This is a genomic window from Yeguia hominis (assembly GCF_014384705.1).
GTDB lineage: Bacteria > Bacillota > Clostridia > Oscillospirales > Acutalibacteraceae > Yeguia > Yeguia hominis.
The window spans coordinates 107,831-133,507 of sequence record NZ_JACRSN010000005.1; the positions used below are offsets into that span (position 1 = coordinate 107,831).

Annotated in this window: 37 protein-coding genes; 35 read left to right on the forward strand and 2 right to left on the reverse strand. The window is 52.4% G+C overall.

The window, feature by feature from the left end; translation table 11 throughout:
- Positions 1-7: 7 nt before the first annotated feature.
- From rplB to hflX, 28 genes are all read left to right on the forward strand, one after another.
- The gene (gene rplB / locus IAG03_RS04745) at positions 8-841 is read left to right on the forward strand and encodes a 50S ribosomal protein L2 (RefSeq protein ID WP_249318670.1); all 834 of its coding nucleotides are present in this window, start codon (positions 8-10) and stop codon (positions 839-841) included.
- 25 nt (positions 842-866) lie between these two features.
- Positions 867-1,142, forward strand: a complete 276-nt coding sequence (rpsS, locus tag IAG03_RS04750) for a 30S ribosomal protein S19 (RefSeq protein ID WP_249318671.1) — start codon at positions 867-869, stop codon at positions 1,140-1,142.
- A 23-nt stretch (positions 1,143-1,165) separates the two neighbouring features.
- Positions 1,166-1,501 (forward strand): 50S ribosomal protein L22, encoded by a 336-nt coding sequence (rplV, locus tag IAG03_RS04755; protein ID WP_249318672.1) that lies wholly within the window; start codon positions 1,166-1,168, stop codon positions 1,499-1,501.
- Positions 1,502-1,517: 16 nt separating this feature from the next.
- On the forward strand, positions 1,518-2,183 hold the full coding sequence (gene rpsC / locus IAG03_RS04760) for a 30S ribosomal protein S3 (RefSeq protein ID WP_249318674.1): 666 nt from the start codon (positions 1,518-1,520) through the stop codon (positions 2,181-2,183).
- Between the two features lie 2 nt (positions 2,184-2,185).
- A complete protein-coding gene (rplP, locus tag IAG03_RS04765) occupies positions 2,186-2,611 on the forward strand; it encodes a 50S ribosomal protein L16 (protein WP_249318675.1) in 426 nt (141 codons plus the stop codon).
- The gene (gene rpmC / locus IAG03_RS04770; protein WP_249318676.1) at positions 2,611-2,817 is read left to right on the forward strand and encodes a 50S ribosomal protein L29; all 207 of its coding nucleotides are present in this window, start codon (positions 2,611-2,613) and stop codon (positions 2,815-2,817) included. Before rplP ends, rpmC begins: the two co-directional genes overlap by 1 nt.
- A gap of 18 nt (positions 2,818-2,835) precedes the next feature.
- The gene (gene rpsQ, locus IAG03_RS04775) at positions 2,836-3,093 is read left to right on the forward strand and encodes a 30S ribosomal protein S17 (RefSeq protein ID WP_249318677.1); all 258 of its coding nucleotides are present in this window, start codon (positions 2,836-2,838) and stop codon (positions 3,091-3,093) included.
- 13 nt (positions 3,094-3,106) lie between these two features.
- Positions 3,107-3,475, forward strand: coding sequence for a 50S ribosomal protein L14 (rplN, locus tag IAG03_RS04780; RefSeq protein ID WP_249318679.1), 369 nt, complete (start codon positions 3,107-3,109; stop codon positions 3,473-3,475).
- A gap of 15 nt (positions 3,476-3,490) precedes the next feature.
- Positions 3,491-3,811, forward strand: a complete 321-nt coding sequence (rplX, locus tag IAG03_RS04785) for a 50S ribosomal protein L24 (RefSeq protein WP_346726103.1) — start codon at positions 3,491-3,493, stop codon at positions 3,809-3,811.
- Between the two features lie 13 nt (positions 3,812-3,824).
- A complete protein-coding gene (gene rplE / locus IAG03_RS04790) occupies positions 3,825-4,364 on the forward strand; it encodes a 50S ribosomal protein L5 (RefSeq protein WP_249318680.1) in 540 nt (179 codons plus the stop codon).
- Positions 4,365-4,378: 14 nt separating this feature from the next.
- On the forward strand, positions 4,379-4,564 hold the full coding sequence (locus IAG03_RS04795; protein WP_249318681.1) for a type Z 30S ribosomal protein S14: 186 nt from the start codon (positions 4,379-4,381) through the stop codon (positions 4,562-4,564).
- A gap of 26 nt (positions 4,565-4,590) precedes the next feature.
- Positions 4,591-4,989: a 30S ribosomal protein S8 gene (rpsH, locus tag IAG03_RS04800; RefSeq protein WP_249318682.1), complete on the forward strand. Its 399-nt coding sequence runs from the start codon at positions 4,591-4,593 to the stop codon at positions 4,987-4,989.
- 17 nt (positions 4,990-5,006) lie between these two features.
- On the forward strand, positions 5,007-5,552 hold the full coding sequence (gene rplF, locus IAG03_RS04805) for a 50S ribosomal protein L6 (protein ID WP_249318683.1): 546 nt from the start codon (positions 5,007-5,009) through the stop codon (positions 5,550-5,552).
- A gap of 13 nt (positions 5,553-5,565) precedes the next feature.
- On the forward strand, positions 5,566-5,925 hold the full coding sequence (gene rplR, locus IAG03_RS04810) for a 50S ribosomal protein L18 (protein WP_249318684.1): 360 nt from the start codon (positions 5,566-5,568) through the stop codon (positions 5,923-5,925).
- A gap of 14 nt (positions 5,926-5,939) precedes the next feature.
- A complete protein-coding gene (gene rpsE, locus IAG03_RS04815; RefSeq protein WP_249318685.1) occupies positions 5,940-6,437 on the forward strand; it encodes a 30S ribosomal protein S5 in 498 nt (165 codons plus the stop codon).
- Between the two features lie 12 nt (positions 6,438-6,449).
- Complete coding sequence (gene rpmD / locus IAG03_RS04820; RefSeq protein WP_249318687.1) at positions 6,450-6,629, forward strand: 50S ribosomal protein L30; 180 nt, start codon at positions 6,450-6,452, stop codon at positions 6,627-6,629.
- A 19-nt stretch (positions 6,630-6,648) separates the two neighbouring features.
- Positions 6,649-7,089, forward strand: coding sequence for a 50S ribosomal protein L15 (gene rplO / locus IAG03_RS04825; protein WP_249318688.1), 441 nt, complete (start codon positions 6,649-6,651; stop codon positions 7,087-7,089).
- Between the two features lies 1 nt (position 7,090).
- A complete protein-coding gene (gene secY, locus IAG03_RS04830; RefSeq protein WP_249318690.1) occupies positions 7,091-8,413 on the forward strand; it encodes a preprotein translocase subunit SecY in 1,323 nt (440 codons plus the stop codon).
- A gap of 28 nt (positions 8,414-8,441) precedes the next feature.
- Positions 8,442-9,080: an adenylate kinase gene (locus IAG03_RS04835; protein WP_249318691.1), complete on the forward strand. Its 639-nt coding sequence runs from the start codon at positions 8,442-8,444 to the stop codon at positions 9,078-9,080.
- Positions 9,080-9,832, forward strand: coding sequence for a type I methionyl aminopeptidase (gene map, locus IAG03_RS04840; protein WP_249318692.1), 753 nt, complete (start codon positions 9,080-9,082; stop codon positions 9,830-9,832). The genes IAG03_RS04835 and map overlap by 1 nt, the downstream gene beginning before the upstream one ends.
- 296 nt (positions 9,833-10,128) lie before the next feature.
- Complete coding sequence (gene infA, locus IAG03_RS04845) at positions 10,129-10,347, forward strand: translation initiation factor IF-1 (RefSeq protein WP_249318693.1); 219 nt, start codon at positions 10,129-10,131, stop codon at positions 10,345-10,347.
- 88 nt (positions 10,348-10,435) lie between these two features.
- Positions 10,436-10,549: a 50S ribosomal protein L36 gene (rpmJ, locus tag IAG03_RS04850; protein WP_068749336.1), complete on the forward strand. Its 114-nt coding sequence runs from the start codon at positions 10,436-10,438 to the stop codon at positions 10,547-10,549.
- Between the two features lie 195 nt (positions 10,550-10,744).
- The gene (rpsM, locus tag IAG03_RS04855) at positions 10,745-11,113 is read left to right on the forward strand and encodes a 30S ribosomal protein S13 (RefSeq protein WP_249318694.1); all 369 of its coding nucleotides are present in this window, start codon (positions 10,745-10,747) and stop codon (positions 11,111-11,113) included.
- A gap of 19 nt (positions 11,114-11,132) precedes the next feature.
- Positions 11,133-11,540: a 30S ribosomal protein S11 gene (gene rpsK / locus IAG03_RS04860; RefSeq protein ID WP_249318695.1), complete on the forward strand. Its 408-nt coding sequence runs from the start codon at positions 11,133-11,135 to the stop codon at positions 11,538-11,540.
- Positions 11,541-11,569: 29 nt separating this feature from the next.
- Positions 11,570-12,196 carry a 30S ribosomal protein S4 gene (gene rpsD / locus IAG03_RS04865; protein WP_249318696.1) on the forward strand — a complete coding sequence of 209 codons (627 nt, stop codon included), beginning with the start codon at positions 11,570-11,572 and terminating at the stop codon, positions 12,194-12,196.
- Positions 12,197-12,262: 66 nt separating this feature from the next.
- Positions 12,263-13,216, forward strand: coding sequence for a DNA-directed RNA polymerase subunit alpha (locus IAG03_RS04870; RefSeq protein ID WP_249318697.1), 954 nt, complete (start codon positions 12,263-12,265; stop codon positions 13,214-13,216).
- A 49-nt stretch (positions 13,217-13,265) separates the two neighbouring features.
- Positions 13,266-13,610 (forward strand): 50S ribosomal protein L17, encoded by a 345-nt coding sequence (gene rplQ / locus IAG03_RS04875; protein WP_249318698.1) that lies wholly within the window; start codon positions 13,266-13,268, stop codon positions 13,608-13,610.
- A 750-nt stretch (positions 13,611-14,360) separates the two neighbouring features.
- Positions 14,361-15,599, forward strand: a complete 1,239-nt coding sequence (hflX, locus tag IAG03_RS04880) for a GTPase HflX (protein WP_249318699.1) — start codon at positions 14,361-14,363, stop codon at positions 15,597-15,599.
- Positions 15,600-15,699: 100 nt separating this feature from the next.
- Here hflX and IAG03_RS04885 read toward each other — a convergent pair whose 3' ends face one another.
- On the reverse strand, positions 15,700-16,575 hold the full coding sequence (locus IAG03_RS04885) for a PHP domain-containing protein (protein WP_249318700.1): 876 nt from the start codon (positions 16,573-16,575) through the stop codon (positions 15,700-15,702).
- Between the two features lie 88 nt (positions 16,576-16,663).
- On the reverse strand, positions 16,664-17,173 hold the full coding sequence (locus tag IAG03_RS04890) for a flavin reductase family protein (RefSeq protein WP_249318701.1): 510 nt from the start codon (positions 17,171-17,173) through the stop codon (positions 16,664-16,666).
- Between the two features lie 393 nt (positions 17,174-17,566).
- On the opposite strand from IAG03_RS04890, the gene IAG03_RS04895 reads away from it, so the two are divergent.
- The 7 genes from IAG03_RS04895 to argF all read left to right on the forward strand — a co-directional run bounded on the left by IAG03_RS04895 (position 17,567) and on the right by argF (position 25,607).
- Positions 17,567-18,793, forward strand: a complete 1,227-nt coding sequence (locus IAG03_RS04895) for an argininosuccinate synthase (RefSeq protein ID WP_249318702.1) — start codon at positions 17,567-17,569, stop codon at positions 18,791-18,793.
- 89 nt (positions 18,794-18,882) lie between these two features.
- A complete protein-coding gene (gene argH / locus IAG03_RS04900; protein WP_249318703.1) occupies positions 18,883-20,268 on the forward strand; it encodes an argininosuccinate lyase in 1,386 nt (461 codons plus the stop codon).
- Positions 20,252-21,295, forward strand: coding sequence for an N-acetyl-gamma-glutamyl-phosphate reductase (gene argC, locus IAG03_RS04905; protein WP_249318705.1), 1,044 nt, complete (start codon positions 20,252-20,254; stop codon positions 21,293-21,295). The genes argH and argC overlap by 17 nt, the downstream gene beginning before the upstream one ends.
- A gap of 16 nt (positions 21,296-21,311) precedes the next feature.
- A complete protein-coding gene (gene argJ, locus IAG03_RS04910) occupies positions 21,312-22,529 on the forward strand; it encodes a bifunctional glutamate N-acetyltransferase/amino-acid acetyltransferase ArgJ (RefSeq protein WP_249318706.1) in 1,218 nt (405 codons plus the stop codon).
- Between the two features lie 32 nt (positions 22,530-22,561).
- Positions 22,562-23,419: an acetylglutamate kinase gene (gene argB, locus IAG03_RS04915; RefSeq protein ID WP_249318707.1), complete on the forward strand. Its 858-nt coding sequence runs from the start codon at positions 22,562-22,564 to the stop codon at positions 23,417-23,419.
- 94 nt (positions 23,420-23,513) lie between these two features.
- Positions 23,514-24,689 (forward strand): aspartate aminotransferase family protein, encoded by a 1,176-nt coding sequence (locus IAG03_RS04920; RefSeq protein ID WP_249318708.1) that lies wholly within the window; start codon positions 23,514-23,516, stop codon positions 24,687-24,689.
- A 12-nt stretch (positions 24,690-24,701) separates the two neighbouring features.
- Positions 24,702-25,607: an ornithine carbamoyltransferase gene (argF, locus tag IAG03_RS04925; protein WP_249318709.1), complete on the forward strand. Its 906-nt coding sequence runs from the start codon at positions 24,702-24,704 to the stop codon at positions 25,605-25,607.
- Positions 25,608-25,677 lie beyond the last annotated feature (70 nt).

Consider the following 25,677-nt stretch of genomic DNA (forward strand, 5'->3'; position numbering starts at 1 on the left):
AATCGAAATGGCTATTATCAACTATAAACCGACGACTCCCGGAAGACGGAATATGTCAGTTACGGACTATTCGGGTCTTTCCAAGGGCGGTCCCGAGAAATCCCTGCTCAAGTCGCTCAAGAACAAGTCCGGGCGCAACAGCTATGGCCGGATTACGGTTCGCCACCGTGGCGGCGGCAACCGCAAGAAATACCGGATCATCGATTTTAAACGCCAGAAGCTCGATATGGCTGCGACGGTCAAGACGATCGAATACGATCCGAACCGCTCCGCGTTTATCGCGCTTGTGGAATATGAAGACGGCGAGAAGCGCTATATCACAGCGCCGCACGGCCTGAAAGTCGGCGACAAAGTTGTTTCCGGCACGGGCGCGGACATCAAGCCGGGCAACACCCTTCCGCTTGCAAATATCCCGACCGGTACCTTTGTCCACAATGTGGAAATGTATCCCGGAAAAGGCGCACAGATCGCCCGTTCCGCTGGTAACATGGCACAGCTGATGGCAAAAGAAAACGGCATGGCGCTGCTCCGCCTCCCGTCCGGTGAACTGCGGAATGTTCCGGATAAATGCATCGCTTCGATCGGCCAGGTCAGCAACATCGACCACGAAAACGTCAAGGTCGGTAAAGCAGGCCGGAAACGCCACATGGGCTGGCGCCCGACCGTGCGCGGTTCTGTTATGAACCCGTGCGATCACCCGCACGGCGGCGGTGAAGGCAAGAGCCCGATCGGCCGTCCGGGTCCTGTAACGCCGTGGGGCAAACCGACCCTCGGATACAAGACGCGTAAGCATCATAACCGCTCCGATAAATATATCGTGAAGCGCAGAAACGGCAAATAAGGCGTGCGGAAAGGAGCTTTGAATTATGAGCAGAAGTATTAAAAAGGGTCCTTTTGTACAGCCGGTGCTGCTGAAAAGGATTAAAGAAATGAACGCGGCCGGCGAGAAGAGAATCGTCAAGACCTGGAGCAGGGCTTCCGTGATCTTCCCGGATTTCGTTGGACACACCATCGCTGTCCACGACGGACGCAAACACGTTCCGGTATATGTTACTGAAGATATGGTCGGCCACAAGCTCGGTGAGTTTGCCCCGACGAGAACGTTCAGAGGGCACGCCGGAAGCAAAACATCTGGTAAATAACGGCCGAAAGGAGTGTGTACAGCATGGAAGCAAGGGCGCATTTGAAATATGCCCGTATTTCCCCGCGCAAGGTTGAAATTGTGCTGGATTTGATTCGCAACAAGCCTGCTAATGTCGCTATGGCGATTCTGAAGCATACCCCGAAGGCTGCATGCGAAGATTTACAAAAACTGTTGAAGTCTGCAATTGCAAACGCCGAGAACAATCACAACATGGATGTGACGAAGCTTTATGTTGCAGAGTGCTTTGTAAGTCCTGGCCCGATCCTCAAGAGAATCCGCCCGGCATCAAAGGGACGCGCATACAGGATCCTGAAGAGAACGTCGCACGTCACCCTTGTGCTCAAGGAAAAAGAATAAGCGGAGGAGGTAAATTATGGGACAGAAAGTCAATCCCCACGGCCTTAGAGTGGGTGTTATCAAAGATTGGGATTCCCGCTGGTTCGCGAAGGACAACGTATTCGGCGACACGCTTGTTGAAGACTACAACCTGCGCAAAACGCTGAAGAAACAGCTTGCACCGGCTGGTGTTCCGAAGATTGAAATTGAACGCGACGCATCCCGCGTCCGCATTCATATCCATTGCGCAAAGCCCGGCATGGTAATCGGCAAAGGCGGTTCTGAAATTGAGAAACTTCGCCTGCAGTGCGAAAAAATGCTTGGCAAACCGGTTGCGATCAACATCGTGGAAATCAAACAGCCGGATCTCAACGCACAGCTCGTTGCAGAAAATATTGCACAGCAGCTTGAGAAGCGCATTTCGTTCCGCCGTGCTATGAAACAGTGCATCGGCCGTTCGATGAAGCTCGGCGCAAAGGGTATCAAAACCCAGGTTGCCGGACGTCTTGGCGGCGCTGAAATTGCACGTACGGAACAGTACCACGACGGTACGATCCCGCTGCAGACGCTGCGCGCGGATATCGATTATGGATTCGCCGAGGCCGCGACCACTTACGGCCGCATCGGCGTGAAAGTATGGCTCTACAGGGGCGAGGTCCTTCAAGACAACCGCAAGCCCCGTCGGGAAGGAGGCGCCAAGTAATTATGCTGATGCCTAAACGTGTAAAATACCGCAGAGTACACCGCGGCCGCATGACAGGTAAGGCCCTGCGCGGAAACAAGGTGACATACGGTGATTTCGGCCTGCAGGCGCTGGAGCCGTCCTGGATTACTTCGAACCAGATCGAGGCCGCCCGTATTGCGATGACGCGTTACTGCAAGCGTTTCGGAAAAGTCTGGATCAAGATTTTCCCGGATAAACCGATCACCGAGAAGCCGGCTGAAACTCGAATGGGTTCCGGTAAAGGTTCCCCTGAGTACTGGGTAGCCGTTGTAAAGCCCGGCCGTGTGATGTTTGAAATCGGCGGTGTTCCGGAGGAGACCGCACGCGAAGCAATGCGTCTGGCTGCAAACAAGCTGCCGGTTAAATGCAAATTCATCAAAAAGGAAGAAACGGGGGGTGAGCAGTAATGAAGGCCAAGGAAATCCGTGAGCTCACAAATGAAGAACTCGAAGCGAAACTGAAAGACCTCAAAGCTGAACTTTTTAACCTCCGTTTCCAGCTCGCCATTAACCAGCTGGACAACCCGATGCGCATCTCTGCCGTGAAGAAGGATATTGCGCGAGTCAAGACAATTCTTCATGAGAACAAAGCCGGCGACGGCGCACGTGCGTAAGGGAAGGGAGGATGAATGATGAGCGAGAGAACTATGAGAAAGACTGCTGTCGGCCGCGTAGTCAGTGACAAGATGGATAAAACCATCGTAGTCGCGATTCAGGACAGCGTCCGGCATCCGCTTTACAAAAAGATTATCAAGCGTACCGTGAAGCTGAAGGCGCACGACGAAAAGAACGAGTGCAGAATTGGCGACCGCGTCCGCGTGATGGAGACCCGCCCGCTTTCGAAGGATAAAAGATGGCGTCTCGTCGAAATCGTAGAGAAGGCAAAATAAGGAGGAATGCATCGTGATTCAGCAGCAAACTTACCTTAAGGTTGCCGACAACACAGGCGCAAAGGAGCTTATGTGCATCCGCGTTCTGGGCGGTACCAACAGAAGGTATGCCAATATCGGCGACGTTGTGGTTGCTTCCGTAAAAAAGGCAGCGCCCGGCGGCGTTGTAAAAAAAGGCGATGTGGTCAAAGCTGTGATCGTTCGGTCCGCTTTTGGCGTTCGCCGCGATGACGGTACCTATATCCGCTTTGATGAAAATGCGGCCGTCATCATTAAAGACGACAAAAACCCGAGGGGCACACGTATCTTTGGACCGGTAGCGAGAGAGCTCCGTGACAAAGATTACCTCAAAATTTTGAGCCTTGCCCCCGAAGTGCTTTGATGGGAGGTGCTTACTGTGAATAATAAAGTCCATGTGAAAACAGGGGACACCGTCATCATCATGAGCGGCCGTGACCGCGGCATGAAGGGGAAGGTCCTTGCAGTCAGCCCGAAAGAGGGCAAAGTCATCGTGGAAGGCCGGAATATGGTATCGAAGCATGTAAAGCCCCGCAAGATGGGCGAGCAGGGCGGCATCATTAAGGCAGAAAGCGCCATTTATGCCTGCAAAGTCCAGGTACTCTGCCCCCGCTGCGGCAAACCGACCCGTGTCGCCCATAAGATTTATGAAGACGGCACGAAAGACCGCATTTGCGTAAAATGCGGCGAGTCGCTGTAAGGGAGGAAGCAAGATGGCGAGACTGAAAGATTTTTACAAGGCGGAAGTTGCGCCCGCTCTGATGAAGAAATTCGAATACAAGAGCGTGATGCAGATTCCGAAGATCGACAAGATCATCATCAACGTCGGCGCCGGCGAGGCGAAAGACAACTCGAAGGTTATCGACGCAATCAGCGCGGATCTCGCAGCGATCACCGGTCAGAAACCGGTCGTCTGCAAGGCGCGCAAATCGGTCGCAAACTTCAAACTCCGTGAGGGAATGAACATCGGCGTAAAGGTTACGCTGCGCGGCGACCGGATGTATGAGTTTATCGACAGGCTTTTCAATATCGCGCTGCCCCGTGTGCGCGACTTCAGAGGAATCAACCCGAACTCCTTTGACGGCCGTGGCAATTACAGCATGGGCATCCGTGAGCAGCTCATCTTCCCGGAGATCCAGTACGATAAAATCGACAAGGTTCGCGGGATGGATATCTGCTTCGTCACAACCGCAAACACCGACGAGGAAGCCAGAGAACTGATTGCGCTCATGGGCGCCCCGTTCGCGAAGTAAGGAGGGAAAGACAAGTGGCCAAAACATCAATGAAAATCAAGCAGCAGAGAGAGCCGAAGTTCTCGACCCGCAGATACAATCGTTGCAAAATCTGCGGCAGGCCGCATGCTTATCTCCGTAAGTTCGGCATTTGCCGTATCTGCTTCCGCGAACTCGCCTATAAAGGTGAGATTCCGGGCGTAAAGAAAGCCAGCTGGTAATTGAACGCAGAAAAGGAGGTAACAGCATGCAAATCACAGATACAATCGCTGATTTGCTCACCCGTATCCGCAACGCGAATTCTGCGAAGCATGATTCCGTTGAAGTGCCTGCTTCCAATATGAAGAAGGCAATCTGCCAGATTCTTGTGGACGAAGGCTACGTGAAGAACTTCACGGTAACGGAGGACGGAAAGCAGGGCATGATCAAAATCGCGCTGAAATACGGCGAGGGCAAGACTCCGGTGATTAAGGGTCTGCGCCGTGTTTCCAAACCGGGTCTGCGGATCTATTCCGGCGCTGAAGAGCTGCCGAAGGTCATGAAGGGCCTTGGTATCGCAATTGTTTCGACGTCAAAAGGCGTTATGACCGATCGTGAAGCGCGCCGTCAGAACATCGGCGGTGAAGTACTCGCGTTTATCTGGTAAAATAAGGGGGTGCAGTAATGTCGCGAATTGGAAGAAAACCCATAAATATTCCCGCAGGCGTCGATGTAAAACTTGATGCAGGCGAAATCACGGTGAAAGGCCCGAAGGGGTCACTCACCCAGAAGATCCACAAGAACATGACCGTCAAAGTTGAGGGCAACGAGATTCTTGTAACGCGGCCGAATGACGAAAAGGAAAACCGTGCACTGCACGGTCTGACCCGTTCGCTCATTCACAACATGGTTGTCGGCGTAACAGAAGGCTTCAAAAAAGAGCTGGATGTCAACGGCGTCGGCTATCGTGTACAGAAGCAGGGCAAGGATCTTGTCATGAACCTCGGTTATTCGCACCAGGTTGTGATGAGCGAAATCGACGGCATCACCATCGAGTGCCCGAATCCGAACAAGATCGTGATTCTCGGACCCGACAAGCAGAAGGTTGGACAGTATGCTGCGCAGGTGCGCGAGAAACGTCCGCCGGAGCCGTATAAGGGCAAGGGTATTAAGTATGTTGACGAAGTTATCCGCCGCAAGGAAGGCAAGGCCGGCAAGGGATCGAAATAAGGAGTGAGAAATTATGGTGAATAAAGCTGATACAAACAAAGCAAGGCTGAGACGTCACCGCAGAGTCCGCGGAAAGATTTCCGGGACAACAGCGCGTCCCCGCCTGAACGTATTCCGCTCCGCCAAGAACATTTACGCTCAGCTGATCGATGATGTCAAGGGCGTAACGATCTGCTCGGCTTCTACGCTGGACAAAGAGTTTGACGGCAATGGCGGAAACAAGGACGCAGCCCGCGAAATCGGCAAAATGATCGCGAAGCGCGCGGCCGACAAAGGAATCACAGAGGTCGTATTTGACCGCGGCGGATATATTTTCCACGGCCGTGTCAAAGAATTGGCCGAAGGCGCCCGTGAGGGCGGCCTCAAGTTCTGAGAGGAGGAATACTTTTGCCGAAGATTGACGCATCCGTTATGGATTTAAAAGAACGCGTGGTCGCGATCAACCGTGTTTCCAAAACCGTCAAGGGCGGCCGTATCTTTAAGTTTGCGGCGCTGGTTGTTGTTGGAGACGGAAACGGCACCGTCGGGTTTGGAATCGGAAAAGCGGGCGAGGTTCCCGATGCGATCCGCAAGGGAATTGAGGACGCGAAGAAAAACCTCATGAAGGTTGCGCTGCGCGGCAGCACGATCCCGCATGAAATTATTGGTGCTTTCGGCGCAGGCCGTGTGCTCCTGAAGCCGGCTGCTCCTGGTACCGGTGTTATCGCCGGCGGCCCGGTTCGTGCGGTTGTTGAGAGTGCCGGAATCCGCGATATCCGGACAAAGGCGTTGCGCTCCAATAACCCGTGCAATGTTGTCCGTGCGACTCTGGAAGGACTTTCTCGGCTGCGTACAGCAGAAGAAGTTGCCGCGATCCGCGGAAAGTCCGTCAAAGAGATTCTGTAAGGAGGTTGCAACATGGAGAAGCTCAATGTAAAGCTTGTAAAAAGCCTGATTGGTTCGAAAAAGGATCAGATTGCAACCGCGCATGCACTTGGTCTTTTCAAAATAGGTGATGCGTCCGTTCAGCCGGACAACGCCCCGACACTGGGGAAGATTAACAAAATCAGTCACCTTGTTGAGGTCACAAAAGCGTAAACAAGGAGGTGCAACAAAAATGAAACTGCATGAACTGACTGCAACCCCGGGTTCCGTAAAGGACAGAAAACGGATTGGCAGAGGCCACGGCTCCGGTTGGGGAAAAACCGCTGGAAAGGGCCACAAGGGTCAGAAAGCCAGAGCCGGACACGGCATGCGTCCGGGCTTTGAAGGCGGCCAGATGCCGCTGCAGAGACGTCTCCCGAAGCGTGGATTCAACAACATCTTTGCTTCTGAGATCGTCGCAGTGAACCTCGGTTCGCTTGAGAAGTTTGAGAACGGTGCTGTTGTCGACGTACAGGCGCTTCTCGACGCAAAAATCATCAAAAAGGCCGGAGACGGCGTAAAAATTCTGGCAAACGGCAACCTTTCCAAAAGCCTGACCGTGAAAGCGAGTGCTTTCTCCAAAGCTGCGAAACAAAAAATTGAAGCTGCGGGCGGGAAGGCTGAGGTGATCTGAATTGTTTAAAACAATACGGAATGCCTGGAAGATCCCGGATCTGAGAAAAAAGATCCTTTTCACCCTTTTGATTATCGTCATTTTCCGGTTCGGTTCCGTAATTCCGGTTCCGTTCCTGGATGTCGAGTCATTGCGGCAGCTGATGGAAACGGTGAACGGCGACGGCGGCGGCATGCTCAGCTATCTGAATATGCTCACCGGTGGCGCGTTCTCGCAGGCGACGCTCTTTGCGATGGGTGTTACGCCGTACATCAATGCCTCCATCATTATCCAGCTGCTTACTGTGGCGATTCCGCCGCTGGAGCGGTTGAGCAAGGAAGGCGAAGAAGGCCGGAAGAAACTTGCTGCGATTACGCGGTATTCGACCGTTGTCCTCGGCCTGATTCAGGGTACCGCTTATTACTTCTATTTGAAGAACAGCGATATCACGCTCTTTAACAATGGATTTTCGATGGTATTCTCCGCAATTGTAATCATTGCGGTGTTCACCGCCGGAACCGCACTTCTGATGTGGCTCGGCGAACAGATCAATGAGAAGGGCATTGGAAACGGAATTTCGATCCTTCTCTTTGCAGGTATCATCGCCCGCATGCCGACCACAATCGGTCAGCTCGGCTCGTACCTGAATGCAGCGGCAAGCGATCCGACAAACTACGGCAAGTTCTATTTCCTCGTGCCGCTGTTTGTGATCATCTTCCTTGTCGTGATCTGGGTAATCGTATTTATGAACGATTCCGAACGCCGGATTCCCGTACAATACGCAAAACGTGTTGTCGGGCGCAAAATGTATGGCGGCCAGAGCAGCCATATTCCGATCAAGGTCGGAATGAGCGGTGTGCTGCCCATTATTTTCGCAAGTTCGATCCTGTCTATCCCGAGCACCATCGAGTTCTTCATGGGCTACAAGGTGCAGCAGGGATTCTGGAAAGGCTTTTTTGACGCGTTCTCCACCACCGGATGGCTGTATTCCGTGCTGTATTTCATCCTGATTATCCTGTTTGCATATTTCTATATTATGATTCAGTATAATCCGGTAGAAATGGCCAATAATCTTCGTCAGAATAATGGTACGATTCCGGGTATTCGTCCGGGCCGTCCGACTTCGGATTTCATCGCGAAGATTCTTTCGAGGATTACGCTGATCGGAGCACTCTTCCTTGCGTTTATCGCACTGCTTCCGATTATTTACAGCAACATCACCGGCATGCACGGCCTGATGCTGGGCGGAACCTCGATCATCATTTTGGTTGGTGTTGCTTTGGAAACCACAAAGCAGATCGAATCTCAGATGATGATGCGCCATTACAAGGGCTTCTTGGATTAATTCCGGAAGCAGGAAAGGGAGCGCAAACATGAAGAATCTGATTTTGCTTGGCGCACCTGGCGCCGGCAAAGGCACACAGGCAGAGCAAATCTGCAAGCATTTTTCCATTCCCGCAATTTCCACGGGTAATATTATCCGCGAAGCGCTGAAAAGCGGCACCGAGATGGGTCTTAAGGCAAAAGCGTATACGGATGCGGGCAAACTCGTTCCCGATGACGTTGTGATCGGGATTATCCGCGAGCGGCTCGCAAAGGACGATTGCCAGAACGGGTTTATCCTGGACGGATTCCCGAGAACCATCCCGCAGGCCGAGGCGCTGGACAGCATGGGCGTTCGTATCGACAAGGTCATCGACATTGATGTTCCGGACGAATCGATCGTCAACCGGATGTCCGGCCGCCGTGTCTGCGAAAGCTGCGGCGCCTCTTACCACCTTCTTTATAAAAAGCCGGCGGTAGAAGGCAAATGCGACCTCTGTGCAGGCACCCTTGTTCAGCGCAAGGATGATCATCCGGATACCGTAAAGGCTCGTTTGAACGTCTATCACGAACAGACAGAGCCGCTGAAAGCCTACTACGAGAAACAGGGGAAACTCTTTTCTGTAGACGGTCGCGGAGAAATCGCTGCGATCACGGCGCAGATTATTGCTGCGGTTGAGGCGGAATGATGATTGTAATCAAAACCAGTCGGGAGCTTCAAGCAATGAGACTGGCAACGAGAATATCAGCAAGAGCGCTGAAGCTCGCGGGAGAGGCGGTTGAGCCCGGCGTGACCACCGGGGAGATCGATCGCCTGATCCGGCGCTATATCGAGGGAGAAGGAGCCACTCCTTCTTTCCTCGGATACGGCGGGTTTCCGGCAAGCGCTTGCATTTCGGTCAACCAGGTGGTCATCCATGGCATACCGGATCACAAAACAAAGCTGAAGCAAGGCGATATTGTCAGCGTAGACGTCGGTGCTTTCTTTGAAGGGTTTCACGGCGATAATGCGAGAACATTTCCTTGCGGGGATATCTCTGAAAACGCGCAGCGGCTTTTAAAGGCAACGGAAGAGAGTCTTTATGAAGGCATTGCGCAGGCGAAGGCGGGAAATCGGATTGGAGATATCGGAAGCGCAGTACAGCGGTATGTCGAAGCGCGCGGTTACTCGGTGGTACGCGATTTTGTCGGCCACGGAGTAGGCGCGAAGCTACACGAGGAGCCCAGCGTACCCAATTACGGCACACCCGGAAGAGGTGTGCGCCTGTTACCGGGAATGACGATCGCCATCGAGCCGATGGTGAACGCAGGCAGTCACAAGGTAAAAGTACTGTCCGACGGTTGGACGACTGTGACAACGGACGGCGCATTATCCGCCCATTTTGAGCATACGGTAGCAATTACCGCAGACGGCCCGGTGATTATGACCTTGCCGGACTGAGAACGGCAATTTGCAAAGGAGCAGAAAATGGAGTTTGCAAGCGGACAGATCGTCCGGTCGAAAGCAGGGCGTGACAAAGGATGTTTCTTCGTCGTGCTCCGGTCTGAATTTCCCTATGCAGTAATTTGCGATGGAAAACGCAGGCCGATGGAACACCCGAAACGAAAGAAATACATCCACCTTTCAGCAACGAATACGGTTCTGCCGCAGGAAGAGATTCAAACAAACCGTGCAGTGCGTCGCGCATTGCGTGCGTATTGCGGGCAGAACGATCCAACGGAAAAGGGGGTTTTCCAATGTCAAAACAGGACGTAATTGAACTTGAGGGCATCGTCAAGGAAGCGTTGCCGAACGCGATGTTTACGGTAGAGCTTCCAAACGGCCATTCGATTCTGGCACATATTTCCGGAAAGCTGCGTATGAATTTTATCCGCATCCTTCCCGGAGATAAAGTTACGGTGGAAATGTCGCCGTACGACCTGACAAGAGGCCGAATCACTTGGCGTTCCAAGTAAGAACAACAACAATTCCCGGCCAATCGGTTCATTTCGGACCGGTTCGGCCATCGAACGGATTTAAACTTCTCAAAGGAGGGACATCCACATGAAAGTCAGACCTTCTGTAAAGAAAATCTGCGAGAAATGCAAAATCATCAAGCGTAAAGGCAGAATTATGGTGATTTGCGAGAACCCGAAACACAAGCAGCGCCAGGGCTGAGTCCTGCGTCCGTGCTGCGGGCGTTTTGAATTTTCCGAAATGGGAAATGAGGACGGACCTTCCGAAACAGCGAATATCCTGTGTTTTGCAAAGAGGGTTCCGGAAAACCTTAAAAAAGCTTCTGCAGCACATGTTTAGGTTTCAAACAGGCCACTTTGTGGCGCTAACACTGAAATTTTGGAGGTGCAGCCAGATATGGCGCGTATTTCAGGTATCGACCTGCCAAGGGATAAACGGATCGAAATCGCATTAACCTATATCTTCGGAATTGGAAGAAAGACTGCCAGCGACATCTGCAAGGCAACGGGCGTCAACCCGGACATCCGTGTCCGCGACCTTTCTGAAGACGACGCATCAAAGCTGAGAGAATATATCGACCACAACTGCAACGTGGAAGGCGATCTCCGCCGCGACATCGCGTTTGACATCAAGCGGCTCATCGAAATCGGCTGCTATCGCGGTGTGCGTCATCGCAAGGGACTGCCCGTTCGCGGACAGCGCTCTAAGACGAACGCTCGTACACGCAAAGGCCCGAGAAAGACGATGGCCAACAAGAAGAAGTAAGCAGGAGGGGATTTGACAAATGGCAGCACAAAAAGGCGGTAAGAAAACAACCGCAGTCCGCAGACGCCGCGAGCGTAAAAATATTGAACGCGGTGCTGCGCACATCCAGTCCACGTTTAACAACACCATTGTGACCATCACGGATACACAGGGCAACGCAGTTTCCTGGGCAAGCGCCGGAGAGCTCGGCTTCCGCGGCTCCAGAAAATCCACGCCGTTTGCCGCACAGACTGCTGCAGAAACCGCAGCAAAGGCTGCAATGGAGCATGGTATGAAGAGCGTTGAAGTCTTCGTCAAGGGTCCGGGCGCCGGTCGTGAAGCTGCGATTCGTGCACTGCAGGCTGCTGGTCTTGAAGTCAGCATGATCAAAGACGTAACGCCGATTCCGCATAACGGATGCCGTCCTCCGAAGAGAAGACGTGTCTGATTTTAGTTGATTAGGAGGTACCATCTATTATGGCAAGATATACGGATGCTGTATGCAAACTGTGCCGCCGCGAGGGCAAAAAGTTGTTCCTGAAGGGTGCAAGATGCTATACGGACAAATGCGCAGTTACCCGTCGTGCCTATGCTCCGGGACAGCATGGCCAGGGCCGCAAGAAGACTTCGGAATATGGACTTCAGCTGCGTGCAAAGCAGATGACCAGACGTTACTATGGCGTTTTGGAAAGCCAATTCCACAAATATTATGAGATGGCAACGAAGAAGCCCGGCAAAACGGGTGATGAGCTCCTGTTCATTCTGGAGAGCCGTCTGGACAACGTTGTCTATCGTCTGGGTTGGGCAAGCTCCCGTGCAGAAGCACGCCAGCTTGTTGTACACGGACATTTCACCGTAAACGGCCGCCGTGTGGACATTCCGTCTTACCTGACCAAGGAAGGCGATGTCATCGGAATTAAGGAAAACAGCCGTTCTTCTGAGAAGTTTAAGGCTGTTCTGGAAGAGAATGCTTCCCGTCCGGTTCCGAAGTGGCTCGAAGTAAACCGCGACGCGTTCGCGGGAAAGATCATCGCGTCTCCTGTACGTGAGGATGTTGATCTTGAAGTGGATGAGACGCTCATCGTCGAGTTGTACTCCAAGTAATGCCTGACTGTAAATGGCAGCATAACACCAAGATGCTTTGCATGATTGTGTGAAGGAGGTTCGCGAATGATTGAGATAGAAAAGCCGAAAATTGAAACGGAAGAGCTTTCGCAGGATGGAACGTATGGAAAATTTGTCGTGGAACCGCTTGAGCGGGGATTCGGTACGACGTTGGGAAACAGTCTGCGCCGTGTCCTGATTTCCAGCCTTCCCGGCGTTGCCGTTCAGTCCATCAAGATTGACGGCGTGTTGCACGAATTTTCCACAATTCCGGGTGTCAAGGAAGACGTTACGGAGATCGTTCTGAATATCAAGGGGCTCATTGCAAAACTGCATTGCGATGGCCCAAAGACGGTGGAAATCGCCGCGGAAGGTCCCTGCGATGTAACGGCAGCCTCCATAAAGTGCGACAGTGAGGTCGAAATCCTAAATCCCGATTTGCATATTGCGACACTCGGCGAGGGCGCAAAACTGTATATGGAAATTACGCTCAACCGCGGGCGCGGTTATGTTTCGGGAGAGCGCAATAAGGAAAACATGCCTGCCGGAATTATCGGCGAATTGCCGGTGGATTCGATCTATACCCCGGTGCTCAAGGTGAATTTCAATGTGGAAAACACTCGTGTCGGCCAGAGCATTGATTATGACCGACTGACGCTGGAAGTATGGACAAACGGCGTCATCAGCGCCCAGGAATCCGTTTCCCTTGCTGCAAAGGTTCTGACAGAACATCTGAATCTCTTTGTGGACTTGTCCGACAAGGGCAGCAGCACAGAGATTATGGTGGAAAAGGACGACAAGAGCAAGGAAAAGGCCCTGGAGATGACCATTGAGGAGATGGATCTTTCGGTCCGCTCGTTTAACTGCTTGAAGCGTGCTGGAATCAGTACGGTTCAGGATCTCATCAATAAGACGGAAGACGATATGATGAAGGTCCGTAACCTGGGCAGAAAATCCCTCGAAGAAGTCATTTGCAAGATGGCGTCGCTGGGGTTCAACCTGCGCAAGGATGACGAATAAGCACGCTTATTCGTAAACCAGATTGATTTAACCGAATGGAGTGATAGAAATGCCCGGAACGAGAAAACTCGGAAGGGACACCGCGCACCGGACGGCCATGCTCAGAGCGATGGTAACATTTCTCTTAGAGAATGGTAAAATCGAAACGACCGTCACTCGCGCGAAGGAAGTCCGTTCCCTTGCGGAAAAAATGATTACAATTGCGAAGGAGGATACCCTCCACAATAAGCGGCTGGTCATGGCGTTTGTGACCAAAGAGAGCGTTGTTGTCAAACTCTTTAAGGAAATTGCGCCGAAGTATGCGGACCGCACCGGCGGTTATACCCGCATCACCAAAATCGGACCGCGCCGCGGCGATGCTGCTGAAATGGCAATCATCGAACTGGTCGACTGATTTTCAGATGGAATCGTTTTTCTCCGTCCGCTGTGTTATGCAGCGGGCGGAGTTTTTTATATCCGAACAAAACAGGACGGCGGAACCGCGGGGGAAAGTAAGTTGCAGTCGGCGTTGCGGCTTTGTAATGCGGCAAACCGCAGAGCAAATGTATTTCTATCGCTTCCTTGAAAGGCGGTGCGGAAAAATGAATGTTTTTTACGAGGCGGTGTCTGGTCTGACACCTTTTAGCCGAAGACTTGATACAGCGAAGCGCATCTTGGACCATCATGTGGTGGAAAATATGTGGTTGCTGTGGACGGGCAAGGAACAATCTTGACAGAATCGAAATTCGCAAATACAATGAGAAGCAGGAAGGATCTCATGGCGTGAACGCGCATAAAACAGATACAGCTGCGGAAATTAATTCGCGATTTTCGAAGGCCGATTCAGGTGTTTCTCGGCATGGATGTAGGAGCGAAGCATGCTACGGTGCCGTTGGCCCCTAAGCGAAACGGCACAATTTTTGGATGTGCGCCGAGAGGGTGCCGAATAAGATCGATCGAAATGCAAGAAACAAACCATGAGACAAAGATTTGCAAAAGCGGATCGGACTTCCGCGCGCTGATGCGCAGGAAATGCAGATGTTGGACGTGACGCGGAAAAGCGGTCAACAGAAAACCAGACCGGGTATTTCAGAAGGATTCGTGCAAAGATAGATAGTACAAGAGCAATCGCGAAGGAAAACAGGGAGAGGAATGGTGGAACGGATTGTACGAGAATCGAGAGGAACAGGAGCGCGCGCTGCTAGTTACCGTGGATACTGGAGAATTTGATGCGGAAGCGTCGCTTGCGGAGCTTTATGAGCTGACGCGCAGTGCCGGTGCAGTGCCATTTGGCTCGATGCTGCAAAAACGGCCGTCGAAGGATGCAGCAACCTGTGTGGGGTCGGGATTCCTCGATGATGTCGCGGGATTGGTGCAGGCGCATCATTTGGATTTGGTGATTTTTGATTGTGAATTGTCGCCGACACAGATCCGAAACATCGAGAAGGCGACAGGCGTGCGGGTGATTGACCGCACGATGCTGATTCTGGACATTTTTGCGCTGCGTGCGCGTTCCCGTGAAGGCCGGTTACAGGTGGAACTGGCACAGCTGCAATATTTGCTGCCGCGCCTTTCCGGAAAAGGGACAGCCTTATCCAGACTGGGCGGTGGAATTGGAACGCGCGGACCGGGCGAAACAAAGCTGGAGACAGACCGGCGTCATGTCCGCCGCCGGATTGCGGCACTGCGGGAAAAATTGCGCGAGGTCGAAGAGCGCCGGGGACGCGCCGTACAAAGACGAAAGAAAGACGGCGTCCGGACGGTGGCGCTCGTGGGCTACACCAATGCCGGGAAGAGTACGCTTATGAACGCGCTGACCGATGCGGGCGTTCTGGCGGAAAATATGCTGTTTGCGACATTGGATCCCACCGCGCGTGCGCTTCGCCTGCCGCACGGTGCAGAAGTCATGCTGATCGACACAGTCGGACTGGTTCGCAGGCTGCCGCACCATCTGGTTGCCGCATTCCGTTCCACATTGGAACAGGCCGCGCAGGCAGACCTGATCTTGAATGTATGCGATGCGGCCAGCGGAGAGGCGCAGCTGCATTTGGAGGTTACAAAAGATTTGCTGATCGAACTGGGTTGTACGGCGCCGGTAGTGCCGGTGCTGAACAAATGTGATTTGGTTCCGGAACTTGAGACGCTTCCGATGATTGGAAACGGTGTGCGCATCAGTGCCGCTACCGGAGACGGAATTCCGGCTCTTTTGGAAGAAGTCGAGCGAATTTTGCAGCTTGGTCCCGTGCAGGCAGAACTGCTGCTGCCGTTTTCGAAAAGTGGTCTTGCGGCCAAAATTCGAGAAATCGGCGTGATTTTACAGGAAGAATACCGGGCGGACGGTCTTTGGATGAAAGCACAGCTGCCGCCGCAGCTGGCAGAAGAGACGGAAGCCTATCGACAATAAACAAGGCCTGCGGATGGCGGAAAACCATCTGCAGGCCTTGTGCGTTTTGTTTGCGAAATTTGACGATATAATATGACGATCGGGATCGCGGTTTGATCCGTTATTCTGTCAGCGCAAAATACTGACTGGATGCACGCTTGCCGTTTGCATCGGTACATTCGACGCGGACATAGCGGTCGCGCGGTGTGAGCACGCAGGAAGCGCTTTGAAGATTTTGCCCCAGTGTCAGGCGATCGGCTTTCCAAAATGTATCCGTAAAGAAAGCAATTCGTGTACAGGGGGAAGTTTCCGCAGTAATCACGTGATCCTCAATGGAAATGCTTCGAATATCCGGTCCCTCCGAGGCGTAAAAACGGCCTGCGCGGAGGCTTTCCAAAAGATCGGCAGTTTTTAAAGAAGGGGAAGAGAGAACGATCCAGCTTTGAAATGCGTCGCGGTCATAGAAATGTGCGTCGTCAACGCCGAGTAGGAAGCCGCGGTAGCCGTGTGCTGCAGCGATATCACAGAGAATAGAAGAATCACCGCGTCCGCCGTAGGCTTCGGAAATGCCGCTGTACAGCTCAGTGGCAAAGCATCCGGGCAGAGAAAGCAGATCCTGCGGCGAAAGCAGGGACCATGCGGGGTGCCCCAGAACAGCGAGCCCGCCGGCAGAGTGAATTTTCTGGACGAGGACGTCAGGAGGCGTTCCATCTACGATGGAAACCGGCTCTTTGATTCCGATTCCGATGATGTGCCAGGCACGCCGGGTGGAAAAATCATTGCAGTCGAGTTCGGTTCCGCCGAGCAGCGTAAACCCGTCCAGTTCACAGCCGGGAGAATAGAGACGGTGATCGGTAATGGCTAAAAAATCATAACCGGCTTTCCGATAGGCGAAAATCGCTTCGTCCGGTGTTTTGACGCCGTCGGAGCGGTTGGTATGGGTGTGCAAATTGCCTTTGTAACGTGGCAATGTTTCGTCAAATAAGAGCTGTTTCATAATAGGCGCCTTCCTTCCTCGGCAATGCGCGTATAAATCATGTTTCGAAAACAAGCGGAATTATGGAGTCAAAACCGGGGATACGCAATTACTTCCGTACCAGGATTGTTTCAATTTCACCGACATAGAGCGTATGCAAGTCGTGTTCCGGATAAAAGCGCGGAAGAAGATTTTGATCCAAAAAAGCCTGTTCCTCCATCGGTTGGCAGAAGAGTTTTTTGCAGATCAGCACCAAACGTGCTTCCGCAAAATAAGGGGCAGACTGCGTGAAGACAGGCGTGATGCCGGTTTCCTTGGCTTTGTCGATCTCACGCCCGGATTTTGTGCCGCAGAGATTGAGCATGTCGCGCCAGCTGTCATCGAAAAAGCAAAGAGAATACCGCGGCTGCGTGTCGACAAATTCTTTGGTGTAGCGCTGTGGCCGGATAAAAATATAGGAAACCGGTTTATTCCACAGAAAGCCCAGACCGCCCCAGGAGGCGGTCATCGTATTGTACTGTGCAGCGTCTCCGGCTGTGATCAGCATCCAGTCTTTTCCAATAGAAGTGAATGGATTTAAGGAAAGAGAATCGGCGGGAATACTTTGAAAGGATGACATAAAAACCGCCTGCATATTTCAAAATGATATCAAGAAAACGAGCCTTCAAAATCTAGTTTCATCATAATACAAAAAAGCGGAATTTACAAGAGTGTGCGGCAACCGCTCCCGATAAAAGAAATTTGCAGATGTGAATATTCTGTATATTCATAAATACCAAAGCGGCAAAAAAGGATGATTTTTAAAAGATTTTCATGCAGAAATGTACAGTGCGGCAGAGAATTTCTGCGGTAAAAATAGAAACGGCACAAGAATCAAAAAAAAGACCCCGCGTTTTTATGAGAAACGATTAAAATGAATAAATATTCACAAAACACTTGATTTTAGGAGAAATGAGTGTATAATATACTTATCACATACGACAAATCAGAATTTGATAGGAGGATATATGCGATGAAAAAAGAGATTAAAAAAGTTGTTTTGGCGTATTCCGGCGGACTGGATACTTCCATTATTATTCCGTGGCTGAAGGAAACCTATCCCGGCTGCGAGGTCATCGCAGTTTCCGGAGATGTTGGACAGGGCACGGAGCTGGAAGGTCTGGAAGAAAAGGCAATTAAAACCGGTGCGTCCAAGCTTTACATCGAAGATCTGAAGGAAGAATTTGTACAGGACTATGTCTATCCGACTGTAAAAGCCGGCGCGGTCTATGAAAACAAATACCTTCTGGGAACCTCCTTTGCACGTCCGATTATCGCAAAGCGGATTGTGGAAATCGCAAAGAAAGAGGGCGCGGATGCAATCTGCCACGGCTGCACAGGAAAAGGCAACGACCAGGTACGGTTTGAACTGACGATCAAGGCGTTTGCGCCGGATATGGAAATCATTGCACCGTGGAGAATTTGGGATCTGAAGTCTCGTGAGGAAGAAATTGAATACGCGGAAGCGCATCAAATTCCGCTTAAAATCAATCGGGAGACCAATTACTCGAAGGATAAGAACCTGTGGCATCTTTCGCACGAAGGGCTGGATCTTGAGAATCCGGCAAATGAGCCGCAGTACAACAAGGAAGGCTTTTTGGAACTCGGCGTTTCTCCGGAACAAGCGCCGGACAAGCCGACTTACATCACCCTGCATTTTGAAAAGGGCGTTCCGACCATGCTTGACGGCAAAAAGCTCAGCGGCGTAGAGATGGTGGAAGCCCTGAACAAACTCGGCGGAGAAAACGGCATCGGTCTGGCAGATATCGTAGAAAACCGGCTGGTCGGCATGAAATCCCGTGGCGTTTATGAGACCCCGGGCGGCACGATCCTCTATCATGCGCACAATAAGCTCGAAGAGCTCTGCCTGGATCGCGACACCTATCACTATAAACAGCAGATTGGACTTAAATTTGCAGAGCTGGTCTATTTTGGGCAGTGGTTCACGCAGCTCCGGGAAGCACTCTCTGCGTTTGTGGACAGCACGCAGGAGACCGTTACCGGCGATGTAACACTCAAGCTTTATAAGGGCAACATCATCGACGCAGGCGTGACCTCGCCGTATTCGCTCTATGATGAAGAAATTGCGACATTCGATGAGGATGAGGTCTACGATCAGAAGGATGCAGGCGGCTTTATCAACCTCTTTGGACTGCCGATCAAGGTGCAGGCCCAGAAAAAGCAGCAGAATCAAAAATAAAACCGAACCAAACGCTTATTCGCGTGCTCCGGAAACGGGGCGCGCGAATTGTGGTACTTTGAATTGATTGAAAAAAGGGGAAATCCGACGTGAAGTTGTGGGAAGGACGGTTCCAAAAAGGACTCGACAAGACGACCAATGATTTTAATTCCTCCATTTCCTTTGACAGCCGGATGTATGCAGAGGATATTCAGGGCAGTGTTGCGCACGCGACGATGCTCGGTGCGTGCGGGATCATCACAGAAGCAGAAGCGGAACAGATTTGCACAGGTCTCGAGGAAATTTTGAAAGATCTGAACGCCGGTACGCTGCAAATAGATCCGGAAGCCGAGGATATCCACACCTTTCTGGAAGGGGAACTGACGGCGCGTATCGGAGACGCCGGAAAACGGCTGCATACGGCGCGCAGCCGGAACGATCAGGTGGCGCTGGATGTCCGTCTGACACTGAAAAAAGAGGCGGCCGGGCTGATTTCCCAACTTCGTGAATTGATCGGCGTGCTTTGCAACCAGGCAGAGACCTATGCGGATGCGGTAATGCCGGGATACACGCATTTGCAGCGCGCACAACCGATCACATTTGGGCATCACCTGATGGCGTACGCAGAAATGTTCCTGCGGGATATCGGACGTCTGCAGGATGCGGTAAAACGGATGGATCAGCTTCCGCTCGGATCCTGCGCACTTGCAGGGACAACCTATCCGATTGATCGCGGTATGACGGCGCGTCTGCTTGGATTTTCGGGCGTTACGCAAAACAGCCTCGACGGCGTTGCAGACCGGGATTTCTGTGTGGAACTGGCGGCTGCAATTTCGCTTGCGATGGTGCATTTGTCCCGTTTTTCAGAAGAAATCATTTTGTGGTGCTCCTGGGAATTCCGGTTTATTGAACTGGACGATGCCTTCTCGACCGGATCGAGCATCATGCCGCAAAAGAAAAATCCGGATATTGCCGAACTGGTACGCGGGAAATCCGGACGGGTATTCGGGGACCTGATGGGACTTTTGACCATGCTCAAAGGGCTTCCGCTTGCTTATAACAAGGATATGCAGGAGGATAAAGAGGCCATTTTTGACGCAGTGGACACGCTTCGGATGTGCCTGACCGCGTTTATTCCGATGGTAGCGACGATGAGAGTGCACCCGAAAACGATGCGCGCAGCGGCCGCAAAGGGCTTTATCAATGCGACAGATTGCGCGGATTATCTCGTCGGAAAAGGAATTCCGTTCCGCGATGCTTATAAGATTACCGGAAAGCTGGTCGCGATGTGTATTGCATCGGGTGAGACACTTGAAACGCTGCCGCTTGCAGAATATCAGGCGCTTTGCCCGCAGTTTGGGCCGGATGTCTACGATGCAATCTCACTGGAAACTTGTGTGACGGGGCGGACGTCGGAAGGCGGTCCCGCACCGCAAAAGGTTCGGCAGCAGATAAAACGGGTACAGGAGGTGCTCAACGTTGAAAACACCGATTAAAGTTGGAATTTTAGGTGCAACCGGGTACGCAGGTGCGGAACTGGTTCGTTTGCTTGCAGGACATCCGATGGCGAAGGTTTCGGCAGTCGGTTCGGTGAGCTTTGAAGGAAAAAAACTCAGCGAGGTCTATCCGGCATACCGCGGCCTGTGTGACCTGACATGTATGCAGCAGGATGCGGTAATTGAAGAGAGCGACGCGGTCTTTGCAGCACTGCCGCATGGGCTTTCACAGGATATTGCGGAGAAATGCGACCAGGCTGGAAAATTATTTATCGATCTCGGTGCGGATTTCCGTTTACAGGAAGAATCGGAGTATCACGCCTGGTATGGCGGGGATTACCGGTTCCCGGAACTTCATGCCCGCGCGGTATACGGCCTTCCTGAACTGTTTCGGGAAGAAATCCGCGGAAAGCGGATTATTGCCAATCCGGGCTGCTATACCACTGCGGTGCCGCTTGCACTGGTTCCGGCACTGCAGAACGGCCTCATTCAGCCCGATGGCATCATTGCGGACTGCAAGTCCGGCGTGACCGGCGCAGGACGCGGTCTTGCCCAGAATTTGCATTATGCGGAGTGTAGTGGGTCGTTTACGGCATACAAGGTAGCGGCGCACCGGCATACCCCTGAAATTGAGCAGACGCTCTCCAAAATCAGCGGACAGAAAATTACGATGACGTTTGTGCCGCATTTGCTGCCTGTGAACCGCGGAATCCTGGCAACTTGCTATGCGCGCTTGGCCCCCGGGGTTACGATGGAAACCCTTCGCGAGGTGTATACGCAGGCGTACGGCGGCGAGACCTTTCTTCGCCTGTTGCCGGAGGGAAGCGTCGCCAACATCCGGAACGTCTGGTACTCCAATTACTGTGACCTTTCGCTGCACCTCGACCTGCGTGCAGGGCTGCTGATTGCGGTTTCTGCAATTGACAATATGGTCAAGGGTGCGGCCGGACAGGCAATTCAGAATATGAACCTCGCAATGGGAATCGAAGAAACGGCGGGCTTACAGCTTGTTCCGCCGGCATTTTAACGGGGAGGCAAGAAACATGATTGCAACGATTTCGGGCGGTGTCACAACCGCAAAAGGCTTTAAAGCGTCCGGAATTCACTGCGGAATCCGGAAAAACAAGGAAAAACCCGATCTGGCGATGATTTTGGCGGAGAAGGAATGTGCAGCTGCTGCAGTTTATACGCAGAACCTTGTCAAGGGCGCGCCGATTGCGGTGACCCGGAAAAACATTGCCGACGGAAAAGCGCGGGCGGTAATTTGCAACAGTGGAAACGCGAATACCTGTAATGCGGACGGCGAAGAAAAGGCGTGGAAGATGTGCGAGCTTGCGGCGCAGGCGCTCAAAATTGCGCCGGAGGACGTCATTGTTGCATCGACGGGCGTCATCGGAGAGATTTTACCCATTGAGCCGATTGTGAGGGCAGTCGGGCCGCTTGCGGCGCAGCTTTCTGCGGACGGATCTTCTCTGGCGGCACGTGCGATTATGACGACGGACACCATGCTGAAAGAGGCTGCGGTAGAAGCGGATATTGACGGAAAAAAGGTGCGAATCGGCGGAATTGCGAAGGGCTCCGGCATGATTCATCCAAACATGGCGACGATGCTTTGCTTCCTGACGACGGACGCTGCGATTTCGCCTGAAATGCTGGACAAGGCACTGCACCATGCGGTGGATGAGAGTTTTAATATGGTCAGTATCGACGGCGACACTTCGACGAACGACATGGTGTCGATTTTGGCCTCCGGAATGGCGGAGAATCCGGAAATTTCCGAACCCGGAGAGGCGTATGCCATTTTTGTAGATGCGCTGCGGCTGCTGTGCATCCGGCTTGCGAGAATGGTTGCAAAAGACGGGGAAGGCGCGACAAAGCTTTTGGTGTGCCGGGTAACCGGCGCGAAAGACCATGCAGCTGCGGTTACGGTTTCGAAGGCGGTGATTGCATCGAGCCTTGTCAAGGCGGCGATGTTTGGCTCCGACGCCAACTGGGGTAGGGTGTTGTGCGCAATTGGATATTCCGGCGCGCCGGTTGATGTTTCGGGTGTGGATGTTGCGTTCCGTTCTGAGGCAGGCGCTTTGCAGGTCTGTCAGGACGGCGCGGGAATTCCGTTTGATGAGGATGTTGCGAAAAAAATTCTTTCAGAAGACGAAATTGATATTCTGGTTACGCTGCATGACGGGGAGGCTCGCGCGGCAGCGTTTGGGTGCGATTTAACGTACGATTATGTCAAGATCAACGGCGATTACCGGACCTGATCCGGAATGGAAACGGAAAGCAGGAGGATGTCATGCAGATTTCCAATATTGACAGAGCCAATATTTTGGTGCAGGCGCTGCCATACATTCAGAAATACGCAGGAAAAACCATTGTCGTAAAATACGGCGGCAATGCGATGATCAACAAGGAACTCAAGGATGCCGTTATGCGCGATATCGTGCTGATGCAGCTTGTCGGGATCAATGTGGTCCTGGTACACGGCGGCGGGCCGGAAATCAGCGAGATGCTCCGACGGATCGGCAAGGAGCCGAAATTTATTGCAGGAATGCGCTATACAGACGAAGAAACCGTGGAGATTGTCCAGCAGGTGTTGGCCGGAAAGGTCAATAAAGCACTGGTGCAGCTTTTGGAGAGCCATGGAGGCCGGGCAATCGGGCTTTGCGGCCTTGACGGCGGAATGCTGAAAGCGCAAAAACTGCAGGCAGAACAGGATCTCGGCTACGTGGGAGAGATTGCAGCAGTGGACACCCAGATCATCAGCGATGCAACGGCGAACGGCTATGTGCCGGTGATTGCGACGGTTGCAGGCGGGGATCAGGGTGAGGTTTACAATGTAAACGCCGACATTGCGGCGGCTCAGATTGCGGCGGCGCTCGGTGCGGAAAAGCTGATTCTCATGACGGATGTCCGCGGACTGCTCCGGGAAAAGGAGGACGAAAACACCTTGATTTCGGTTGTCAATGTCAGCGAGGTTCCGGCCTTGCAACGTCAGAAAATCATCAGCGGCGGCATGATTCCGAAAATAGACTGCTGTGTGGAAGCGGTGCGCCGCGGTGTCAGCCGGGCGCATATTCTGGACGGCAGAATTCCGCATTCCATTCTGATCGAGCTGTTTTCAGATGAAGGAATCGGAACCATGCTCTGCTGAATCAGATTTTCACAGAAGCGGGAAACGATAAGGGCAGGGTTGCCCTGCAGAATCAAAGAATTTGTCCCAGTGAATCTTCAAGGAGGGAAAAGACATGCGGTTCGAGGAAATCAAACAGCAGGAGGCCGCCAATATTATGCCGACGTACGGTCGGTTTCCGGTGGCGCTGGTTTCGGGAAAAGGCGCAGTGGCAAAGGATTGCGACGGCAAGGAATACGTGGATTTTACAAGCGGAATCGGCGTCAATTCGCTGGGCTATTGTGATGAAGGCTGGGTAAAGGCGGTATCACAGCAGGCGGCGACGCTTCAGCATATTTCGAATCTTTATTATAGCCCGGTTCAGACAGCGCTTGCCGAAAAGCTGTGTCAGCTGACCGGATTTTCCAAAGTGTTTTTCGGCAATTCCGGTGCAGAGGCAAATGAATGTGCCATTAAACTCGCGCGAAAATACAGCCATGACACCTACGGCGCCGAACGGGGGGAAATTGTAACGCTCCGCAATTCCTTCCATGGACGCACTGTGACGACGCTTGCGGCAACCGGACAAGACGGCCTGCATACGAATTTCGCACCGTTTACAGAAGGCTTTCGGTACGCAGAAGCGCCCACTATGGAAGCGGTTTCGGCCTGTGTGACAGAAAATACCTGCGCGGTGATGATCGAGTTTATTCAGGGCGAAGGCGGTGTGATTCCGCTTTCGCAGGCATTTGTGGAGTCTTTACACGCATATTGCACGGAAAACGAGCTGCTTTTGATCGCCGATGAGGTACAAACCGGTGTGGGGCGGACCGGCGCGCTTTATGCATTTCAGAAATTCGGCGTGACACCGGATATTCTCACTTCTGCAAAAGGCCTTGGCGGCGGATTGCCTATCGGCGCCTGCCTTTGCGGAGAAAAGTTGGATGCGGTGATGACCGGCGGTACGCACGGCTCAACATTCGGCGGAAACCCGGTGGTCTGCGCAGGCGCACTGGAAGTGCTCGCGAGGGTTTCCAATCCGGCGTTTCTCCGGCAGGTTGAAGAAAAAGGCGCGTTTCTGCGAGAAAAGCTGGAAGCTATGGACGAAATTGCCGACGTGCGCGGAATGGGTATGATGCTGGGCGCGGTGTTGAAAACCAAAGAGGCCAAAACGGTAGTTGCGCAGTGTGCAGCACAGGGCTTGCTTCTCTTAACGGCAAAAGATAAATTGCGCTTCCTGCCGCCGCTGACAATTTCTGATGAAGAGCTTTGCCGCGGCCTCACAATTTTGGAATCTGTTTTAAAAAACTAGGAGGGCGTTGTCATGAAGCATTTACTCAAGCTGCTGGATCTGTCGAAAGAAGAAATCCTGAATATTTTAAATCTTTCGGACCAGCTGAAATACGAAAAAAAGCATAATATTGAACACCATTACCTCAAAGGTAAAACGCTGGGCATGATTTTTGAAAAATCATCCACCCGTACGCGGGTTTCTTTCGAGACCGGAATGTATCAGCTCGGCGGAATGGCACTGTTCCTTTCGGCTGGGGACATGCAGATCGGACGCGGAGAGCCGGTGCAGGATACGGCGCGTGTGCTTTCGCGGTATCTCGACGGTATTATGATCCGCACCTTTGCGCAGGAAGAAGTAGAGGCGCTTGCGCAGTACGGAAGTATCCCGATCATCAACGGATTGACAGATTTTTGCCACCCGTGCCAGGTGCTTGCAGATCTGATGACGATTCGGGAATTTAAGGGAAGCCTCGAGGGACTGAAAATGTGCTTCATCGGGGACGGCAACAATATGATGCACTCCCTGATTGTCGGCGGACTGAAAACGGGAATGCGGGTTTCCGTGGCGTGTCCGGAAGGATATCGGCCGGATACGTCGATTCTCTCTTTCGCAGAGTCGATGCCGGGCTTTGCAATAACGGATTCTCCTGTAGAAGCTGCGAAGGATGCAGACGTTGTTGTGACGGACGTCTGGGCCTCCATGGGGCAAGAGGAAGAGGCGCAAAAACGGAAAATTGCATTTGCAGGGTACCAGATCAACGACACAATTATGCAGGCGGCGAAAAAAGATGCGATGGTGCTGCATTGTTTGCCGGCGCACCGTGGGGAAGAAATCACGGCAGAGGTCTTTGAAGCACATGCAGATGAGATCTTTGAAGAAGCGGAAAACCGTCTCCACGCGCAAAAAGCAGTTCTTGTAAAACTGATGCGCGACTAAACGGAGACGAAACAAATTAAAAAAGTTGGCAACCCGAAAACAGCTGCCGGAAACTTCCATTTGCAGAGCG

Coding starts and splice junctions, on each gene's coding strand:
- rplB (WP_249318670.1), top strand. CDS start 8: ATGGCTATTATCAACTATAAACCGACGACTCCCGGAAGACGGAATATG.
- rpsS (WP_249318671.1), top strand. CDS start 867: ATGAGCAGAAGTATTAAAAAGGGTCCTTTTGTACAGCCGGTGCTGCTG.
- rplV (WP_249318672.1), top strand. CDS start 1,166: ATGGAAGCAAGGGCGCATTTGAAATATGCCCGTATTTCCCCGCGCAAG.
- rpsC (WP_249318674.1), top strand. CDS start 1,518: ATGGGACAGAAAGTCAATCCCCACGGCCTTAGAGTGGGTGTTATCAAA.
- rplP (WP_249318675.1), top strand. CDS start 2,186: ATGCTGATGCCTAAACGTGTAAAATACCGCAGAGTACACCGCGGCCGC.
- rpmC (WP_249318676.1), top strand. CDS start 2,611: ATGAAGGCCAAGGAAATCCGTGAGCTCACAAATGAAGAACTCGAAGCG.
- rpsQ (WP_249318677.1), top strand. CDS start 2,836: ATGAGCGAGAGAACTATGAGAAAGACTGCTGTCGGCCGCGTAGTCAGT.
- rplE (WP_249318680.1), top strand. CDS start 3,825: ATGGCGAGACTGAAAGATTTTTACAAGGCGGAAGTTGCGCCCGCTCTG.
- rpsH (WP_249318682.1), top strand. CDS start 4,591: ATGCAAATCACAGATACAATCGCTGATTTGCTCACCCGTATCCGCAAC.
- rplF (WP_249318683.1), top strand. CDS start 5,007: ATGTCGCGAATTGGAAGAAAACCCATAAATATTCCCGCAGGCGTCGAT.
- rplR (WP_249318684.1), top strand. CDS start 5,566: ATGGTGAATAAAGCTGATACAAACAAAGCAAGGCTGAGACGTCACCGC.
- rpmD (WP_249318687.1), top strand. CDS start 6,450: ATGGAGAAGCTCAATGTAAAGCTTGTAAAAAGCCTGATTGGTTCGAAA.
- rplO (WP_249318688.1), top strand. CDS start 6,649: ATGAAACTGCATGAACTGACTGCAACCCCGGGTTCCGTAAAGGACAGA.
- IAG03_RS04835 (WP_249318691.1), top strand. CDS start 8,442: ATGAAGAATCTGATTTTGCTTGGCGCACCTGGCGCCGGCAAAGGCACA.
- map (WP_249318692.1), top strand. CDS start 9,080: ATGATTGTAATCAAAACCAGTCGGGAGCTTCAAGCAATGAGACTGGCA.
- infA (WP_249318693.1), top strand. CDS start 10,129: ATGTCAAAACAGGACGTAATTGAACTTGAGGGCATCGTCAAGGAAGCG.
- rpmJ (WP_068749336.1), top strand. CDS start 10,436: ATGAAAGTCAGACCTTCTGTAAAGAAAATCTGCGAGAAATGCAAAATC.
- rpsM (WP_249318694.1), top strand. CDS start 10,745: ATGGCGCGTATTTCAGGTATCGACCTGCCAAGGGATAAACGGATCGAA.
- rpsK (WP_249318695.1), top strand. CDS start 11,133: ATGGCAGCACAAAAAGGCGGTAAGAAAACAACCGCAGTCCGCAGACGC.
- rpsD (WP_249318696.1), top strand. CDS start 11,570: ATGGCAAGATATACGGATGCTGTATGCAAACTGTGCCGCCGCGAGGGC.
- IAG03_RS04870 (WP_249318697.1), top strand. CDS start 12,263: ATGATTGAGATAGAAAAGCCGAAAATTGAAACGGAAGAGCTTTCGCAG.
- rplQ (WP_249318698.1), top strand. CDS start 13,266: ATGCCCGGAACGAGAAAACTCGGAAGGGACACCGCGCACCGGACGGCC.
- IAG03_RS04885 (WP_249318700.1), bottom strand. CDS start 16,575: ATGAAACAGCTCTTATTTGACGAAACATTGCCACGTTACAAAGGCAAT.
- IAG03_RS04890 (WP_249318701.1), bottom strand. CDS start 17,173: ATGTCATCCTTTCAAAGTATTCCCGCCGATTCTCTTTCCTTAAATCCA.
- IAG03_RS04895 (WP_249318702.1), top strand. CDS start 17,567: ATGAAAAAAGAGATTAAAAAAGTTGTTTTGGCGTATTCCGGCGGACTG.
- argJ (WP_249318706.1), top strand. CDS start 21,312: ATGATTGCAACGATTTCGGGCGGTGTCACAACCGCAAAAGGCTTTAAA.
- argB (WP_249318707.1), top strand. CDS start 22,562: ATGCAGATTTCCAATATTGACAGAGCCAATATTTTGGTGCAGGCGCTG.
- IAG03_RS04920 (WP_249318708.1), top strand. CDS start 23,514: ATGCGGTTCGAGGAAATCAAACAGCAGGAGGCCGCCAATATTATGCCG.
- argF (WP_249318709.1), top strand. CDS start 24,702: ATGAAGCATTTACTCAAGCTGCTGGATCTGTCGAAAGAAGAAATCCTG.